The sequence below is a fragment of the Achromobacter pestifer genome (assembly GCF_013267355.1).
GTDB classification, from domain to species: domain Bacteria; phylum Pseudomonadota; class Gammaproteobacteria; order Burkholderiales; family Burkholderiaceae_B; genus Achromobacter; species Achromobacter pestifer_A.
In genome coordinates this window covers 5,763,299-5,782,292 of the sequence record NZ_CP053985.1, presented here as the reverse complement: position 1 = coordinate 5,782,292, position 18,994 = coordinate 5,763,299, and the positions used below count along the sequence as shown (strand labels likewise).

General features: G+C 66.8%; 5 protein-coding genes. 3 read left to right on the top strand and 2 right to left on the bottom strand.

The features are described 5' to 3' along the window. The first annotated feature begins 25 nt into the window (after positions 1–25). A complete protein-coding gene (locus tag FOC84_RS27290; protein WP_173147776.1) occupies positions 26–1,012 on the top strand; it encodes a tripartite tricarboxylate transporter substrate binding protein in 987 nt (328 codons plus the stop codon). A 69-nt stretch (positions 1,013–1,081) separates the two neighbouring features. Here the strand turns inward: FOC84_RS27290 and FOC84_RS27285 are convergent, their stop codons facing one another. Then, the gene (locus FOC84_RS27285) at positions 1,082–2,083 is read right to left on the bottom strand and encodes an ABC transporter substrate-binding protein (RefSeq protein ID WP_173147774.1); all 1,002 of its coding nucleotides are present in this window, start codon (positions 2,081–2,083) and stop codon (positions 1,082–1,084) included. Between the two features lie 201 nt (positions 2,084–2,284). After that, a complete protein-coding gene (locus FOC84_RS27280) occupies positions 2,285–2,899 on the bottom strand; it encodes an ABC transporter ATP-binding protein (RefSeq protein ID WP_173147772.1) in 615 nt (204 codons plus the stop codon). 312 nt (positions 2,900–3,211) lie between these two features. Between FOC84_RS27280 and FOC84_RS27275 the strand changes: the two genes are divergently transcribed. Then, the gene (locus FOC84_RS27275; RefSeq protein ID WP_173147770.1) at positions 3,212–11,038 is read left to right on the top strand and encodes an autotransporter-associated beta strand repeat-containing protein; all 7,827 of its coding nucleotides are present in this window, start codon (positions 3,212–3,214) and stop codon (positions 11,036–11,038) included. A 394-nt stretch (positions 11,039–11,432) separates the two neighbouring features. Further along, positions 11,433–18,956 (top strand): autotransporter-associated beta strand repeat-containing protein, encoded by a 7,524-nt coding sequence (locus tag FOC84_RS27270; protein ID WP_173147768.1) that lies wholly within the window; start codon positions 11,433–11,435, stop codon positions 18,954–18,956. Positions 18,957–18,994: the final 38 nt, after the last annotated feature.

The window sequence follows — 18,994 nt, the reverse complement described above, 5'->3', positions numbered from 1 at the left end:
CAACAACACCCCAGGAGACAAACCCATGACCCAGCAGCCCCTGCGGCGCGCCTGCCTCGGCGCCGCACTGCTCTCGATCGCCAGCGTTGCATTGCCCTTCGCCGCCGACGCGCAAAACGCCTACCCGTCCAAGCCCATCACGCTGATCGTGCCCTTCCCGGCCGGCGGCTCCACCGACCGCCACCTGCGCATCGTGGCGCAGGACGCCTCCAAGACCCTGGGCCAGCCCATCATCGTCGAAAACCGGCCCGGCGCCGCCGGCACCCTGGGCCCCGCCACCATGGCCAAGACCGCCAAGTCCGACGGCTACACCATCAGCCTGTACACCCAGGCCATGCTGCGCATGCCCCACATGCAGAAAAGCAGTTGGGATCCCATCAACGATTTCAGCTTCATCCTGGGCCTGTCCGGCTACACCTTCGGCTTCACCGTCCGCGCCGACTCACCGTACAAAACCTTCGGTGAATTCATCGAGGCCGCTCGCCAGGCGCCCGGCGCCATCGACTACGGTTCCCCCGGCACCGGCTCGTTGCCGCATCTGCTGATCGAGGAAGTCGCGATCAACGCCAAGGTCAAGCTGAACCACGTGCCCTTCAAGGGCAACGCCGACATGCAGCAGGCCCTGCTGGGCGGCCATATCATGGGGCAAAGCGACGGCACCGGCTGGGACCAGTTCGTCGACTCCGGCAAGATGCGCCTGCTGGTCACCTTCGGCGACAAGCGCACCACGCGCTGGCCCGACGTGCCGACCGCGCAGGAGCTGGGCTACAAGGTCGTGTCCACCTCGCCCTACGGCCTGGCCGGCCCCAAGGGCATGGACCCCGCAGTCGTGAAGACGCTGCACGACGCGTTCAAGAAGGCGCTGTTCGACTCCGCCAGCATGGACGTCATGAAACAGCTGAACCAGGAACCCGCCTACCGCAACAGCCAGGACTACAAAGAATGGGCCCAGGCCACCTACGTCAAGGAAAAAGGCCTGATCGAGTACCTGGGATTGATGGCGAAGGATTGAGCGCCAGAGCGCCAAGCCGCCCTTCGCACGAGCGGCTCGGCGCAGGCTGCACGGACCTGGACACGAACTTCAATCAATCACACGATCCGCCCTTGCCAGCATTGCCTGCGGCACCGTCAGCCCCAGCTGGCGGGCAACCTTGAGGTCGACAGTGAGCTCCCGCCGCGTGATGACTTCCACAGCCATGTCGGCGGGCTTGGCGCCCTTCAGGATGCGATCGACGAACCCCGGAACGCTACGCCAGGTATCCGCGACGTTGGTTCCGTAGCTCATCAGCCCGCCCGCGTCCGCCGAGCCGGCCGAAAACGCCGCGGGCAGGTTCTGGGCGGCGGCAAGTAGGGCGATACGCTTGCGGTGGGCCAGCGTGACCGGCACCTCCAGCACCAGCAGCGCCTCGGACTGCTGGTTGGCCATGGCCTTGAAGGCAGCATCCAGATCGGGCGCTGGACCGCGCAGCTTCAGCACCTGGGGTTCCATGCCCTGCGCCTTGGCCGCAGCCACATAGGTCCGCTCGATGGGCGCCAGGCCGCTGGCATCGGCGCCGGGTATGTCCTGGTCGCTCAGGAGCGTGACCCGCGCCAGCTTCGGCATGACTTCGCGCAGCAATTCAAACTGGCGGCGGGCCTGCTCCGGATCGTTGCTGGTGATGCCGGTCGCATTGCCGCCGGGGCGGTCCAGGGTCGCGGCAAAGCCCACGGCCACGGGATCGGCCACGATGGCGAAAACGATGGGTATCGTCTTGGTGGCCCGGACCGCCGCGCTGGACGCCGGCCCGCCGAAGGCGGCAATCACGTCGACATTCAGCGCAACCAGCTCCGCCGCCAGCGCGGGCAGGCGGTCAAGCTTACCTTCCGCGTAGCGGCCTTCGAGGATGAGATTCTTGCCCTCGGCGTAGCCGAGTTCCGCCAACCCTGCCCGCACCGCCCCGACGGCGGGATTGTTGGCGGCGGCGCCGTTGACCAGCAGACCGATGACGGGTGGCCCGGCCGGCTGCCGCGCCGCGCCGGACTTGTGCGTCAGCAAGCCCGCCAAGGCTGCGATCGACACAAAAAGCATGCTTCTGCGATTCATGATCCACCCTCCATCCGCTGTACACGGTGACTCGGTCAGCAATGTGATGAGCAACAGCGGTCACGCCGGATGAAATCGGGGGCTATGAATGAGGGTGCAGGCTGCGGGTCAGTCCTGGAATGCGCAGTCAGGCGCCCCATCCGATCCATGGGGCAACGCAAGTTGCAGACTGCTTAATTTCGCACTAAAGCGCCCGCGCCGCTAGCGCAAGGCGGCAATCTCGACGCTGTGGGCGCCGCAGGCCTCTACCAGCTCGGGATCGTGGCTGGCGAACAGCACCACCCGATCCTGCGCCCAGACCTTGAACTGCTCGGCCAGCACGCCGCGCGCCTGCGCGTCCAGCCCGTTGCTGGCCCCATCCGCAATGATGACAGCCGGGTCGCCCAGGGCGGCGGCCGTCAGGTAGACCTTGCGCCGCGTGCCCGTGGACATCTGCTCGAAGCGCTTGTCCAGATGCGGCGCCAGCCCCAGGCGGAACGCCAGGTCGAGCACGCTGTCCGTCAGCGCCACGTTCTTCTCGGCCGCGACCTGCTCCAGCAATCCGCGCCCCGTCTGCGCGGGCAGCGCCATGCAATTGTCGGGCACGTAAGCCAGGCGGGCCCGGGCTTGCGCGGGCGATTGGGTCCACGAATGGCCGTCAATCCAGACTTCCCCGGCATCCGGGGCGACGACGCCCGCGATGATGCCCAGCAACGTGGACTTGCCGGTGCTGTCTTCTTCGCACAGCGCCACGCAGCCGGGCGTGAACGTGTGGGTCAGGCCCTGGAAGACGAGATGGTCGCCGTAGCGCTTGCCGAGATTGTCGATTCGTAGCATGGCCGGGAGTGTACGCAGGAACGCGGCGCTCGGCCATCGCCGCCCTGGCGTGGCGCCAGCGCAGCAAATGTGAACTCAATTCAATTTTTTCCGCATTGACGATGTAGGAATCCGCATTTTTGCCGTACATTACGCGGCGTAAATAATTGTTAATTTTTAGCAAGAATATTTCGAATTCCGTAACGGTTGCACCGCCCGCACCTGCTATTGGCCCGCTGAGCGACCCTCCGTTAAGACGCATTTAGTTTCATTTAAATCAATATCACGTCCCATTTTGCCGGACCGCCATCGGCGCCGGCATGGAAGAGATCAATGAATCACGTCTATCGAGTAGTCTTCAACGCCGCCGCGGGCGTGTGGCAGGCCGTCAGTGAAATCGCCCGCGGGCCGGCCAAGAGCAGCAGCCCTGCCCGGCGCCTGCGCCGCAACGGCGCGCAGCTGGCGGGCGCGCTGGGCATGGCGCTGGCCGCCACGGGCGCGCATGCGGTTCCCGTCGTCAGCCCGCAACTGTATTGGGACGGCGGCCACTCCGTGGCGAACGGCTCGGTGGATGGGGCCGCCGGCATCTGGGACTACACCAACACCAACTGGACCTCCGCCGACGGCGCAGTGAATCAATCGTGGACCGGCGGCAACGCGGTGTTCTCGGGCGTGGCCGGGACGGTGGCGGTCGGCGGACAGCACCAGATCACAGGCCTGGAGTTCCAGAGCGACGGCTACACGCTGGTGGGCGGAGCCAATGGTCAGTTGAATACCAGCGGCGTTACCACGATCCGAGTCAATCCCAACGTGACCGCGACCCTGGGCGTAGCCATACTCGGCAGCGGCGTCCTGAACAAGCAGGACAGCGGCACGCTGGTACTCAACGGGAACAACACCTATCTCGGCGGCACGACGCTCGCCGCCGGCCGCCTGGTTGTCGGCAGCAATGCGGCTCTGGGCAGCGGCAGCCTGACGGCGTTCGGCAACGCTGTGCTCGACGCCAATAACAAGGTGGTCCTGAACAACGACGTGAATTTGCTGGGCGCCATGGGGATAGGCGGTAGCGCCGACCTGACGCTCAACGGCGCCGTTTCCGGCCCAGGCTCGCTGATCAAGAACGGCGCGGCCAACCTTACCTTGAACGGCGCAAATACCTACGCGTCAGGCACCACGTTGAATGCCGGCACCCTGACGGTGGGCGACAGCCAGGCTCTGGGGTCCGGCAACCTGACCGTGGGCGGCAGCTCGACCTTGACGGCAAGCAGCCAGATAGGGTTAGGCAACGCCATCATCCTGAATGCCAAGTTGACGGTTGCTGGCGACAATGACCTGAGCCTGAATGGCCCGATCTCGGGCGCTGGCCAATTGGTCAAGACAGGCAACGGTACGCTCAACCTCAACGCCATCAACATCGGCCACACCGGCGGCATCGCCCTCAGTGGCGGCACCTTGGCGTTCAGCAACGCCAATGCCCTGGGGGCTGGCCCGCTGGTCACCAGCGGCACGGCCACCCTGAAGAACACCCAAGCCACGTCCCTGGTGAACGCCATCAGCGTCAATGGCGACCTGACCCTGGAAACCCAGTCGGGGTTGACCATGGGAGGCTTGCTAAGCGGGAGCGGCAACCTGACAAAGACCGGCGCCGACGAATTGGTCGTGCTCGGCAACAACGTCTACACCGGCAACCTCAATATCACCGCAGGCACAGTCACCACCCTGGGCAGTGCCGCCCTGGGCACCCCCACCAGCGTCAACCTGGCTACGGGCACCACCCTGAAGCTGAACGGCAGCACCAGTTTGGGTTCCCTAAGCGGCAACGGCACCACCAGAGTGGGTCTGGGCAGCACACTCACGGTAGGCGCCAACAATTCCGACTACGTGTACTCCGGCTCGCTCACCGGCAACGCTACGTTGAACAAGGTCGGCAGTGGCGCAATGGAACTCGCGGGCGTCAGCGCCCTGGGCAACAGCCAGGTCCTCGGCGGCACGCTGAAAGTCAGCGGCACCGTCAATGGTCCCGGCCTGTTCGTCGCTTCCGGGGCGACGCTGAGCGGTAGCGGCTCCGTCAATGGCTCGGTCATCGTCGCCAACAACGGCCACCTGGCCGGGACCAGCGGCAGCACGCTGAACCTCGGCGGACTCACCCTGTCACAGAACTCAAACATCGACGTGGCGCTGGGTACTCCCGCCACGGGGAATGTTCCTCTCTTCGCCGTCAACGGCTCCATGACCCTGGACGGCATCCTGAACATCACCGACGCCGGCGGCCTCGGCGACGGCATGTACCGCCTGTTCACATACAACGGTCTCCTGACCAACAGCATCCTCGACTTCGGCACCTTGCCGAACACATTGACCGCAGGCGAACTGAGTGTGCAGACCGCGATAGGCAATGAGGTCAATCTGCTGGTCAGCTCGTCGAACCGGCGCACCCTATTCTGGGACGGCGCCACAACGGTGCCCAACGGCGTTGTCGCAGGCGGCTCCGGCGTATGGAACGCCGGAGCCACCAATTGGACCAATTTCGACGGCACGGTCAATAGCAACTGGAGCGGCCAGTTCGCCGTCTTCCAGGGCAACTCGGGTGTCGTGTTGGTGCAAGGCACGCAGACCGTCGACGGCATGCAGTTCATGGCCGATGGCTATCAACTGCTGGCCGGCGCCGGCGGCAAGCTCAATGCGGTCAACCGCGACGGCGGCAAGTTCGCGTTACGGGTCGACCCAGGCGTGACGGCCTGGATCAACGTGGACATCAATGGCACCGGCACCCTGCAGAAGCTGGACCAGGGCACCCTGGTGCTCAATGGCAACAACGGCTATCAGGGCGGCACCGTGCTCGCGGGCGGCACGCTCGTGGCCGGCAGCAACAGCGCGCTGGGCACTGAGTCCCTGACGGCTGCCGACGGCACCACGCTGGACAACAACAAGGCGCTGACGGTGGCCAACGGGATCATTGCCGAAGGCCAGTTGAACCTGGCCGGCAGCAATGACCTGACCCTGAACGGCAACATCGTCGGCGGCGGCCTGAACAAGAACGGCACCTCCACCCTGACCCTGGGCGGCGACAACTACTTCGCCGGCACGATGGCGCTGAACAATGGCAAGCTGGTGCTGGCCTCCAACAATCCGCTGGGCCACAGCACCCTGAACGCCGCCTCCGGCACGCAGCTGGACAACAGCGTGGCATTGAGCCTGGGCAACACGGTCAACCTGGCTGGCGACCTGAACCTCGTAGGCAACCAAGACCTCACCTTGGGCGGCCTGGTCAACGGCCTCGGCGGCCTGACCAAGCGCGGCACTGGCAAGCTCACGCTTAACGGCAACAACGCCTTCCAGGGCGGCGTCACCCTGATGGGCGGCAACCTGGGCGTGGGCTACGACACCGCGCTCGGCGAGGGCACGCTGACCGTGCGCAATGCGGCGACCCTGGACGCCAGCCGCGCGGTGACCCTGGCCAACAAGGTGCAACTGAGCGCCTCCCTGACGCTGGACGGCAGCAATGACATCACCCTGAACGGCGTGATCGACGGCTATCAGGAACTGACCAAGAACGGCGCCGGCCGACTCACCCTCAATGGCGAAAACCGCCACAGCGGGGGCACCACGGTCAATGCCGGCAACTTGAACCTGGGCAATGCCGCGGCGCTGGGCACCGGCATGCTGACCGTCACGGGCAACACGCAGCTGGATACCGCCGGCCCGATGCGCCTGGGCAATACCGTCAATGTCGACGGCGTGCTCACGGTGGCGGGCAACAACAGCCTGATCCTGGACGGCCTGATCAGCGGCAACGGCACGCTGCGCAAGACCGGAGCGGACAGCCTCTTGCTCACCGGCGGCGCCAACAGCTTCAGCGGCACGATCGATCTGCAAAGCGGCAGCCTGACCACCGCAGGCACCAATGCGCTGGGCCAGAATGCCACCGCGAACGTGGCGGCGGGCGCCAATCTGTTCGTGACCGATCTGGTCCGCCTTGATCGCCTGAACGGCGCAGGCGCCGTGACGGTATCGTGGGGAAACATCCTGAGCGTCGGCGCCAACGGCGGCAACAGCAGCTTCAGCGGCCAACTCAACGGCAAGGGCAGCCTGACCAAGACTGGCGCGGGGTCGATGGTGCTTTCGGGCGCCAATACCCTTGCCGGCTCGACCTCCGTCACTGCGGGCAGCCTGTGGGTTGATGGCTCGCTGGCCAGCAGCGACGTGGTGGTCTACAGCGGCGCCACCCTGGGCGGCGCCGGCAGCATTGCCGGCAACGTGGAGGTCCTGGACAACGCCACCCTGAAACTGATGGCCGGCCACACCCTGTCGGTCGGCAGCCTGGCGCTCGACGCCAACTCGATCGTGAATGCCAGCCTGGGCGCCCCCGCCCTGGGTGGCGGCGCGGCCTTGGTGAACGTGGCCGGCGACCTGACCCTGGGCGGCACGCTCAATATCAGCGACGCCGGCGGCTTCGGCACCGGCGTGTACCGGCTCATGAACTATGGCGGCAGCCTGACCGACAACGGCATGCGCTTCGGCAATGTTCCCGGCAGCGTGCATCCGGCCGACCTGGCGCTGCAGACCGCTGTCGACAAGCAGATCAACCTGCTGGTCGCCGCGCCCAACGTCACCGTGCAGTTCTGGGACGGCTCGCAAACCGTCGGCAATGGCGCAATCGAAGGCGGCAGCGGCACCTGGGACGGCGCCAACGCCAACTGGACCGGCGTCGACGGCAACGGTAACCGCTCCTGGGCCGGCAAGTTCGCCGTTTTCCAGGGCGCGGCAGGGACGGTCACCGTCGCCGGCGCGCAAAGCGCGACGGGCATGCAGTTCATGACCAACGGCTATGTCCTGGAGCGCGGCTCGCTGGGTTCGCTCAATCTGGTCAACGGCGACCAGGGCTACGCCTCGGTGCGCGTCGATCCCGGCGTGACCGCGACCATCAACGCCCCGCTCGTTGGCAGCGGCACGCTGGCCAAGCTCGACGCCGGCACCCTGGTGCTCAACGCGTCCAACGGCTACACCGGCGGCACGGCGCTCAACGGCGGCACGCTGGTGCTGGGCAACGACAAGGCCCTGGGCAGCGGCCTGCTGACTGCTGCCAACGGCACCACGCTGGACAGCAACACGGCAGTCACCGTGCGCAACAAGATCGCGCTGAACGGCGCGCTGACGATCGCCGGTTCCAGTGCCATGGACCTGAACGGCACCGTCGGCGGCGCCGGCGGCCTGATCAAGAACGGCGCAGCCAATCTGACCCTCAGCGGCGTCAACATCTACGCCGGCGGCACGCTCCTGAACGCGGGCGGCCTGATCGTCGGCAACGGCGCCGCGCTCGGCTCCGGCACACTGACGGTGGGCGGCGCCGCCACGCTGGACAACACTCAGGCGCTGGCGCTGGCGAACAACATCGCCCTGAACGCCGGCCTGACCGTGCAAGGCAGCCAAGACCTGACGCTCAACGGCAACATCGCGGGCGCGGGCAGCCTGACCAAGAACGGCGCCAGCACGCTGACGCTCAACGGCGCCAACACCTACACCGGCGGCACCTACGTCAACAGCGGCACGCTGGCGCTGGGCGCGGGCAGCAGCCTCGCGGCCACCGGCACCGTGACCGTCGCCAGCGGCGCCACCTTCGACCTGTCGGCAGGCCAAGGCGCCCAGGTGTTCGGCACCCTGGCGGGCGCCGGCAACATCAAGATGGGCAGCAATTCCCTCTTGGCAGGCGGTTCGGCCAACGGCATCTTCGGCGGCTCGGTCAGCGGCACGGGAACCCTGGTCAAGCAAGGCTCGGGCACGCAGACCCTGACCGGCGCCAACAGCTATACCGGCGGCACGCTGGTCGCGGACGGCACACTGCGCGCGGGCTCCGCGACGGCACTGGTCCAAGGCACCGCCTATCAGGTGCTGTCGGGCGCCGTGCTGGACCTCAACGGCAATGCGCTGCAAGCCAGCAGCCTGAGCGGCGCCGGCACCGTGGCGCTGGGCGCTGGAACCTTGACCGTCAATTCCGCGGCTGGCAGTACGTCCTACTATTCGGGCATCGTCGTGGGCAGCGGCGGCCTGGTCAAAACCGGCGCCGGCGCGCTGGCGCTGACCGGCGGCAGCGCCTTCTCGGGCGGCGTGCAGCTCAAGCAGGGCAGCATCGGCCTGGGCCATTCCCTGGGCCTGGGCACTGGCATGCTGTCCATGGACGACGGCACCGTCATCAGCCTGATCGCCAACGGCATGACCATCGCCAACAACCTGCACATGACCGGCACCAACGACCCGGTCATCGACACCGGCGCCAACACGGCCACCTGGGCCGGCGCCATCACGGGCGGCGGTTTCCTCACCAAGCAAGGTAGCGGCGTGCTGACCCTGACCAGCGCGGGCAACAGCTACACCGGCGCGACCGATGTTGCGCAGGGCACGCTCAAGGCCGGCGCCGCGAACACATTCAGCAGCGCCTCGGCCCACACCGTGACCAGCGGCGCGGTGCTGGACCTGGCGGGCTACAGCCAGACCGTGGCCAGCCTGAACAACAGCGGCACGGTCAATCTCAGCGGCGGCACACCGGGTGCGACGCTCAAGGTCACCGGCCCCTACGTCGGCAACAACGGCAAGCTGGGCGTGTCCACCGTGCTGGGCGCCGACGGCAGCGCCACCGACAAGCTGCTGTTGAGCGGCGCGGGCGCCATCGCCAGCGGCAGCACCACGGTGCAGATCACCAATGCCGGCGGCCTGGGCGCGCAGACCGGCAGCCAGGGCATCCAAGTCATCGCCACCGAGAACGGCGCCAGCCTGCAGCCCGGCAGCTTCACGCTGGCGGGCGGCCATATCGACGCGGGCGCCTACGAGTACCGCCTGGCCCAGACGGCGCAAGGCGCCGCGCTGCATTCGACCAACACGCAAGTGAACCCCGGCCCCGGCACTGGGCCCGGCACTGATCCCGGCACAGGCCCCGGCACTGGCCCTGGCACTGGCCCCGGCACTGATCCCGGCACAGGCCCTGGCACTGGCCCTGGCACTGATCCCGGCACAGGCCCTGGCACTGGCCCTGGCACTGATCCCGGCACAGGCCCCGGCACCGGCCCCGGCACTGATCCCGGCACAGGCCCCGGCACCGGCCCCGGCACTGATCCCGGCACCGGCCCTGGCACAGGCCCTGGCACAGGCCCTGGCACAGGCCCTGGCACAGGCCCTGGCACAGGCCCCGGCACACCGGCTCCCGCCTACCGCGAGGAAGTGCCGCTGCTGTCCGCCCTGCCCGCGCAACTGCGCCAGGCCGACATGGCGATGCTGGGCGACATGCGCAAGCGCATGGGCGACGAAGCCGCCCAAGGCGCCATCGACCTGGACCCCAGCCATCGCGCCTGGGCCCGCGTGTTGCGCACGGCTCCCACCATCACCCAGCAAGGCACGGTCAACCCCGAAAGCAGCGGCCACCTGACCGGCTTCCAGGCCGGCGTGGACGTGTACGCCAGCCGCAACCTCAGGGCCGGCCTGTACGTCGGCCAGCTGGACGGCGACATGGGCGTGCGCGGCTTCTCCAGCGGCATGGAGCGCAAGTACGCGGGCTACAACAACCTGCGCGGCCGCTACGTGGGCCTGTACGGCACCTGGCAGCACGACTCCGGCCTGTACGCCGACGCCGTGATCCAGGGCGCCGACTACCGCAGCAGCCTGCGCACGGCCGACACCGGCGCCGGCGCCACCACCAAGGGCCACGGCTGGCTGGCCTCGCTGGAAGTGGGCAAGCCCATCGACCTGGGCAACAGCTGGCAGCTGGAACCGCAGGCGCAGATCATCTACCGCAAGCTCAACCTGGACGACACCACGCTGAGCCTGGCCAAGGTGAAGAACGATGCGGACGACGACTGGACCCTGCGCCTGGGCGCCCGCGTCAAGGGCAGCTACAGCATCGGCGGCACCGTGTTGCAGCCCTTTGCCCGCGTCAATCTGTACAAGGCCAGCAACACCACCGACGTGGCCAGCTTCAGCGCTCCGGCCGGCACCACCGACATCCGCGCCAAGGGCGGCTATACGTCGACCGAACTGGCGGTAGGCGCCATGGTGCAGCTGACCAAGAGCACCAGCCTCTACGGCGACGTCGGCAAGCTCTGGGCCAACAGCGGCGACAGCCGCGTCAAGACCGGCGCGCAGGGCTCCATCGGCTTGAGGGTGCTCTGGTAAGCCTCGTGGCATGCGCCGGGTAACCGGCCACTAGCCTGACCAAGCCCGCAGCGGACAGACCGCTGCGGGCTTTTTTACTGCTACCAGGTGTACTTCACGCCTATCCCCGCTGCGTACTGGTGGTAGTCCTGTTTGTCCATCCGCGGCAATCGAGAGCCCAGCCTGACGTTGCAGCTCACCAAAATCAGTGATTACCCCAGCCGAGATTTTGTCTTACATTTACACTCTGTAATTAGGTGTTAAGAGCACAAACACACCGCTCAGGTTGCTGCGGGCCGCTGTCTGTGCTGATGGCAATCGTTTGCCCGCTCCCCGTGATCTTTATTGCTGTTCGGGCAAGGCCGAATCCGGATTCTTGCCTAGCTAGCATTCGCTCAAACATTTGAAGGCATCAATGAATCACGTCTATCGAGTTGTGTTCAACGCCACCACCGGTGCGTGGCAAGCCGTCAGTGAAATCGCCCGCGGGCCGGGAAAGAGCAACCGCCCCGCGCGGCGTGCGCGTCGCAAGGCGTCGCAAACCGCGCTGGCGTTCGGCGCCGCCCTGGCGATTCCAGCAAGCGTTCACGCGCAACTGCTCTGGGACGGCAGCCATTCCGTCGCGAACGGCTCGGTGGACGGCGGCGCCGGAATCTGGGACGCCGCCAATACCAACTGGGCTTCCGCCGGTGCGCAGCCCAACCGGGCCTGGAATGGTGGCGACGCGGTGTTTTCGGGCGCCGCGGGCACGGTATCGATAAGTGGACAGCAGAACTTCACAGGTTTGGAGTTCCTCACGGACGGCTACAACTTGGTAGGGGGAACAGCCAGCCGCTTGAACGCGATCAACGGCCTGGGTGGAACGGTGGCCTTGCGGGTCGCCCCCAATGTGACCGCGACCATGGGCGTGACCATAGGCGACATCGGCACCCTGGAAAAACTCGGCAGCGGCACCCTGGCGCTCAACGGGAACAATGGCTATGCCGGCGGCACGCGGCTCAGCGCGGGCCGGCTGGTGGCAGGCAGCAATACGGCGCTAGGCAGCGGCGACCTGACCGCGATGAACAACACCGTGCTCGACGCCAACCGCGCCGTCACCCTGGCCAACAACGTGCAACTGCTGGGCGCCATGGGGATAGGCGGCAGCGCCGACCTGACCTTGAACGGCAGCATCGCCGGCATCGGCTCGCTGATCAAGAATGGCCCGGCCACCCTGACCCTGAATGGCGCCAACCTCTATCAGGGCGGCACCACGCTGAACGGCGGCGCCCTGGCCGTGGGCCACAATCAGGCGCTGGGCGCCGGCGGCCTGACGGTCGGGGGCAACTCGACCCTGACCGCCAATCGCGCCACGGCCCTGGCCAACGCCATTGCGCTCAATGCCAATCTGGCCATCAACGGCGCCAACGACCTGAACCTGAACGGCCAGATCAGCGGCGCGGGCCAACTGGTCAAATCCGGAACCGGCACACTCAGCCTGGGCGGCAACAACAACTTCACCGGCGGTATCGCCCTGAGCGGTGGCGCCCTAATGCTCAACAGTAGCAACGCGCTGGGCGCCGGCGCACTGATCACGTCCGGCACCGCCACCCTGAAGAACGCTCAACCCTTGGCGCTGGGGAACGCCATCAGCGTCAATGGCGACCTCACGCTGGAGACCTCGGCGATGTTGAGCGCGACCGGCCTCCTGAGCGGAAGCGGCAACCTGACCAAGGCTGGCGTTGACGAATTGGTACTGATCGGCAACAACACCTATAACGGCAGCCTCAATATCACCGGAGGCACAGTCACCGCCTTGGACGGCTCGGCCCTGGGCAACCCCACTGCCGTCAAACTGGCTGCGGGCACCACGCTGAATCTCAACGGCGCCACCGCAATAGGTTCCCTGAGCGGTGGCGGCACCGTCAACACCGGGTCGCTGACTACCTTGACAGTAGGCGGCAGCAACACCGACAGCGTGTATGCAGGGGCACTGACCGGCAGCGGCATGATGCGCAAGACCGGCACCGGCACGCTGGAGTTGGCAGGCAGCAGCACGTTGGGCGACGCGATAGACGTCAACGGCGGCACCTTGAAAGTCAGCGGCTCCGTGAACGGCGGCGTGGCGGTTCATACTGGCGGAACGGCGAGCGGCAGCGGCTCGATCGGCGGCCTGCTGAGCGTCGACGACGGCGGCCATCTGGCCGGCGTCAGCGGCCGCACGCTGACCGCCGGCAGGATGGTCTTCACGCAGAATGCCAACATCGATGCCGCGCTGGGTTCTCCTGCCACCGGCAACACCGCCCTCTTCAGGTCCACCGGCGACCTGACCCTGAATGGCGTGTTGAACATCACCGATGCCGGCGGTTTCGGCAATGGCGTCTACCGCCTGTTCGACTACACCGGCGGTCTTACCAACAACATCCTCGACTACGGTACCTTGCCGGGCTCGATGCTCACGTCAGACCTGACATTGCAGACCGCGATCCCACACGAGGTCAACCTGATACTCGCCTCGCCAAACCGGGCGGTGCAATTCTGGGATGGCGGCAACACGGTGATGAACGGCGCCATCGAGGGCGGCAGCGGCGTGTGGAACGCCACAAACACCAATTGGACGGCTTCCGACGGGAATGGCAATCGGACCTGGCTTGGCCAGTTCGCCGTTTTTCAAGGCGCGGCCGGCACCGTGACGGTGGAAGGCGTACAGACCGTCGACGGCATGCAGTTCATGACCGACGGCTATCAGTTGGCGAACGGCGCCAACGGCTCGCTCAATGCAGTCAACCGCGATGGCGGCAAGTTCGCCGTCCGGGTCGATCCGAACGTCACCGCGACGATCGGCCTGGACATCAACGGCAGCGGCACCTTGCAGAAGCTGGACCATGGCAGGCTGGTCCTCAACGGCAACAACGGCTACGCCGGCGGCACGCTGCTGGACGGCGGCACACTGGTAGCGGGCCGCAACAGCGCGCTGGGCGCCGGCGCCTTGACCGCCGCCGCAGGCACCACGCTGGCCAATGAGGCGGCTATCACGCTGACCAACGACATCATTGCCAATGGCCAATTGACCCTGGCCACCGGCAACAACCTGACGTTGAATGGCGCCATCAGCGGCAGCGGCGGGCTGACCAAGATTGGCGCCGACGTTCTGACCCTGGGCGGAACCAACAGCTTCCACGGCCCGACTGTGCTTAACGCAGGCACACTCATGCTGGCCTCCGCCAATCCGCTGGGCAGCGGCGCCCTCGACACCGCCCACGGCACGCAACTGAACAACAGCCTCGATCTGAGCATGGGCAACCAGATCAACTTGGCAGGCAATCTGACTCTGCGGGGCGACAAGGCGCTGACCTTGAACGGCCAGATCAACGGCGCAGGCAGCCTGACCAAGGTGGGCAGCGGCACACTGACCCTGAACGGCGCCAATGCCTTCGCGGGCGGCGTCAACCTGATGGGCGGCAGTCTGAGCCTGGGCAATGCCGCCGCGCTGGGCAGCGGCACGCTGACGGTAGGCACCACCGCATTGCTGAATACCAGCGGCGCACTGGCATTGGCCAACAACGTGCAGATGAATGCCAGGCTCATCGTGAATGGCGTTGGCGACCTGAATCTCAATGGCGTGCTAAGCGGCTCCAGCGGCCTGACCAAGAACGGCCCCGGCGGGCTGACCCTCAATGGCGCCAACCTCCATCGCGGCAACACTTTTCTCTACGGCGGTGAATTGACGCTGGGCAACTCCTCGGCGCTTGGCACCGGCACACTGTCCGTCGAGGGCGCGTCACGGTTGACGGCCAATGGTCCGCTGAGCATCGGCAATCAGCTCTACATCAACGACACGCTGGAGATCGCGAGCGACAACCACCTGAGCCTGAACGGCATAGTCCAAGGCGCGGGTACCCTGGTAAAAAGTGGTTCGGGCAGCGTGATGCTCGGTAGCAACGCGTTCAGAGGCACTTTCGACGTGTCGAGCGGTAGCCTGATTCTTTCGAACCAGAGTACGCAGTACACCAGCGCCAAGGCGATCATTGCGGCCAACGCCGATCTTCAATTGGCCAACTCGGCCAACCTGAGCGGCCTTGCTGGCGCCGGCACCCTGATCATCGGCGCCGGCCATACGCTGACTCTCGCCCCTGGCGGCCTGCCACAGGTCTTCAACGGCCGCATCACCGGTGCCGGCGCGCTGACACATGGAGGCAGCACCATCCAGACCTTGTCCGGCGAGAACGATTTCACGGGCCAGACCACCCTCAAGTCCGGCACCTTGCTGATCGACGGGTCGCTGACCCGCTCCAATGTCCTGGTCGAGAACGCCGGCACACTGGGCGGCAGCGGCAGTATCGGGGGGACGGTGACGTTTGCCGGGGGAGGCAGCATGACCCTGGCCAGCGGCCGCACCCTATCGGTCGGGGCGCTGGCGCTCGCCGCCAACAGCTACCTCTATGCCGCGCTGGGCGCACCCACGGCAGGCGGCGGTAATGCCCTGCTCAACGTCAACGGCGATCTCATCCTGGACGGCACGCTCGACATCAGCAACGCGGGCGGCTTCGGCACTGGCGTGTACCGGCTGATGAACTACACCGGCACCCTGACCGACAATGGCCTGAAGCTGGGCAGCCTGCCGGGCATCGTGGTGCCCGCCGATCTCCAGCTGCAGACTGCCGTGAACAATCAGATCAATCTGCTATATACAAAGCCAGACACCAGCGTGCAGTTCTGGGATGCCGACGACGCCGGCAGAGACGATGGCGTGATCGCCGGTGGCAGCGGCACCTGGGGCACCCGCAGCTTCTTTCCTGAACAGACTAACTGGACAGACGTCAACGGCACATCGAATCGGCGCTGGGACGGCGGTTTTGCCGTATTCCAAGGCACCGCGGGCGTGGTATTCGTCATAGGCGAACAACGCATTACTGGCATGCAGTTCCTCACCGATGGCTACAAACTCTACCCGATTTCGCTAGGAGGCATCGAGCTGGTCAACGGTCCTCTCGGCGATACCCCGATCCGGGTAGAACCCGGCGTGACCACAACCATCGACGTGGGGCTCTTCGGCAGCGGCACATTGGGCAAGTACGGTGCCGGAACCCTGGTGCTGAGCAGTAATTCCTACCAAGGCGGCACAGCGCTAAACGGCGGCACATTGGTGCTTGGGACTGGCCTATCCCTGGGCAGCGGCACCCTGACCGCGGCCGGCGGCACCACGCTCTACAGCAATGCGGATATTGCGGTGAACAACAACGTCGTGCTCAATGGCGCGCTGACCATCGCAGGCTCCAAGGCCCTGGCCCTCAACGGCTCAATCAGCGGCGGCGGCGGCCTGGTCAAATCCGGTACATCCAGTCTTAGCCTCAACGGCAGCAACACCTACAGCGGCGGCACCCTGCTCAACGCCGGCAGCCTGATCGTGGGCAACAACAGCGCGCTGGGCAGCGGCACGCTGATGGTGGGCGGCGCCGCCACGCTGGATGCCAGCCAGGCGCTCTCGCTGGCGAACAATGTCGCGCTCAACGCCGGCCTTACCGTGCAGGGCAGCCGGGACCTCACCCTCAATGGCAACATCTCGGGCCCGGGCAGCCTCACCAAGAACGGCGCCAGCACCCTGACGCTCAATGGCGTGAGCGCCTATACCGGCGGCACCTATGTCAATAGCGGCCGACTAGTGCTCGGCGCCGCCGGCAGCCTTGCGGCGACAGGCATCGTCAACATCGCCAGCGGCGCCACCTTCGACCTGTCTGCCGGCCGGGGCACGCAAGTCTTCGGCACCCTTGCCGGCAGCGGCACCGTACTGATGGGATCCAACTCGCTGATCGTGGGCGGTGCCACCGACGGCAGCTTCGACGGCTCGGTCAGCGGCACGGGCACCCTGATCAAGCAAGGCGCGGGCACGCAAACGCTGACCGGCGCCAACAGCTATGCCGGCGGCACGCTGGTGGCCGAAGGCACCCTGCGTGCAGGTTCCGCGACGGCGTTGGCGCAGAACACCGCCTATCAGGTGCAACCGGGCGCCACCCTGGACCTGAACGGGAATGCACTGCAAGCCAGCAGCCTGGACGGCGCCGGCACCGTGGCGCTGGGCGGCGCGCGCCTGACCACCGACATCGCGGCGGGCGCTCTCTCCAGTTACGCGGGCATCATCGTGGGCAACGGCACCCTGGTCAAAACCGGCGCCGGCGCGCTGGCGCTGACCGGCGGCAGCGCCTTCTCCGGCGGCGTGCAGCTCAAGCAGGGCCGCATCGGCCTGGGCCATGCGCAAGGCCTGGGCAGCGGCACGCTGGCCATGGACGACGGCACCGTCATCAGCCTGATCGCCAACGGCATGACCATCGCCAACAACCTGCACATGACCGGCACCAACGACCCGGTCATCGACACCGGCGCCAACACGGCCACCTGGGCCGGCGCCATCACCGGCGCCGGCTTCCTCACCAAGCAGGGAACCGGCGTCCTGACCCTGACCAGCGCGGGCAACAGCTACACCGGCGCGACCGATGTTGCGCAGGGCACGCTCAAGGCCGGCGCCGCGAACACATTCAGCAGCGCCTCGGCCCACACCGTGACCAGCGGCGCGGTGCTGGACCTGGCGGGCTACAGCCAGACCGTGGCCAGCCTGAACAACAGCGGCGCGGTCAATCTCAGCGGCGGCACACCGGGTGCGACGCTCAAGGTCACCGGCCCCTACGTCGGCAACAACGGCAAGCTGGGCGTGTCCACCGTGCTGGGCGCCGATGGCAGCGCCACCGACAAGCTGCTGTTGAGCGGCGCGGGCGCCATCGCCAGCGGCAGCACCACGGTGCAGATCACCAATGCCGGCGGCCTGGGCGCGCAGACCGGCAAGCGGGGCATCACAGTCATCGCCACCGAGAACGGCGCCAGCCTGCAGCCTGGCAGCTTCACGCTGGCGGGCGGCCATATCGACGCGGGCGCCTACGAGTACCGCCTGGCCCAGACGGCGCAAGGCGCCGCGCTGCATTCCACCAACACCCAACCCGGCCCCGCCTACCGCGAGGAAGTGCCGCTGCTGTCCGCCCTGCCCGCGCAACTGCGCCAGGCCGACATGGCGATGCTGGGCGACATGCGCAAGCGCATGGGCGACGAAGCCGCCCAAGGCGCCATCGACCTGGACCCCAGCCACCGCGCCTGGGCCCGCGTGTTGCGCACGGCTCCCACCATCACCCAGCAAGGCACGGTCAACCCCGAAAGCAGCGGCCACCTGACCGGCTTCCAGGCCGGCGTGGACGTGTACGCCAGCCGCAACCTCAGGGCCGGCCTGTACGTCGGCCAGCTGGACGGCGACATGGGCGTGCGCGGCTTCTCCAGCGGCATGGAGCGCAAGTACGCGGGCTACAACAACCTGCGCGGCCGCTACGTGGGCCTGTACGGCACCTGGCAGCACGACTCCGGCCTGTACGCCGACGCCGTGATCCAGGGCGCCGACTACCGCAGCAGCCTGCGCACGGCCGACACCGGCGCCGGCGCCACCACCAAGGGCCACGGCTGGCTGGCCTCGCTGGAAGTGGGCAAGCCCATCGACCTGGGCAACAGCTGGCAGCTGGAACCGCAGGCGCAGATCATCTACCGCAAGCTCAACCTGGACGACACCACGCTGAGCCTGGCCAAGGTGAAGAACGATGCGGACGACGACTGGACCCTGCGCCTGGGCGCCCGCGTCAAGGGCAGCTACAGCATCGGCGGCACCGTGTTGCAGCCCTTTGCCCGCGTCAATCTGTACAAGGCCAGCAACACCACCGACGTGGCCAGCTTCAGCGCTCCGGCCGGCACCACCGACATCCGCGCCAAGGGCGGATACACGTCGACCGAACTGGCGGTGGGCGCCATGCTGCAGCTGACCAAGAGCACCAGCCTCTACGGCGACGTGGGTAAGCTCTGGGCCAACAGCGGCGACAGCCGCGTCAAGACCGGCGCGCAGGGCTCCATCGGCTTGAGGGTGCTCTGGTAAGCCTCGTGGCATGGGCCGGGTAACCGGCCGCTGGCATG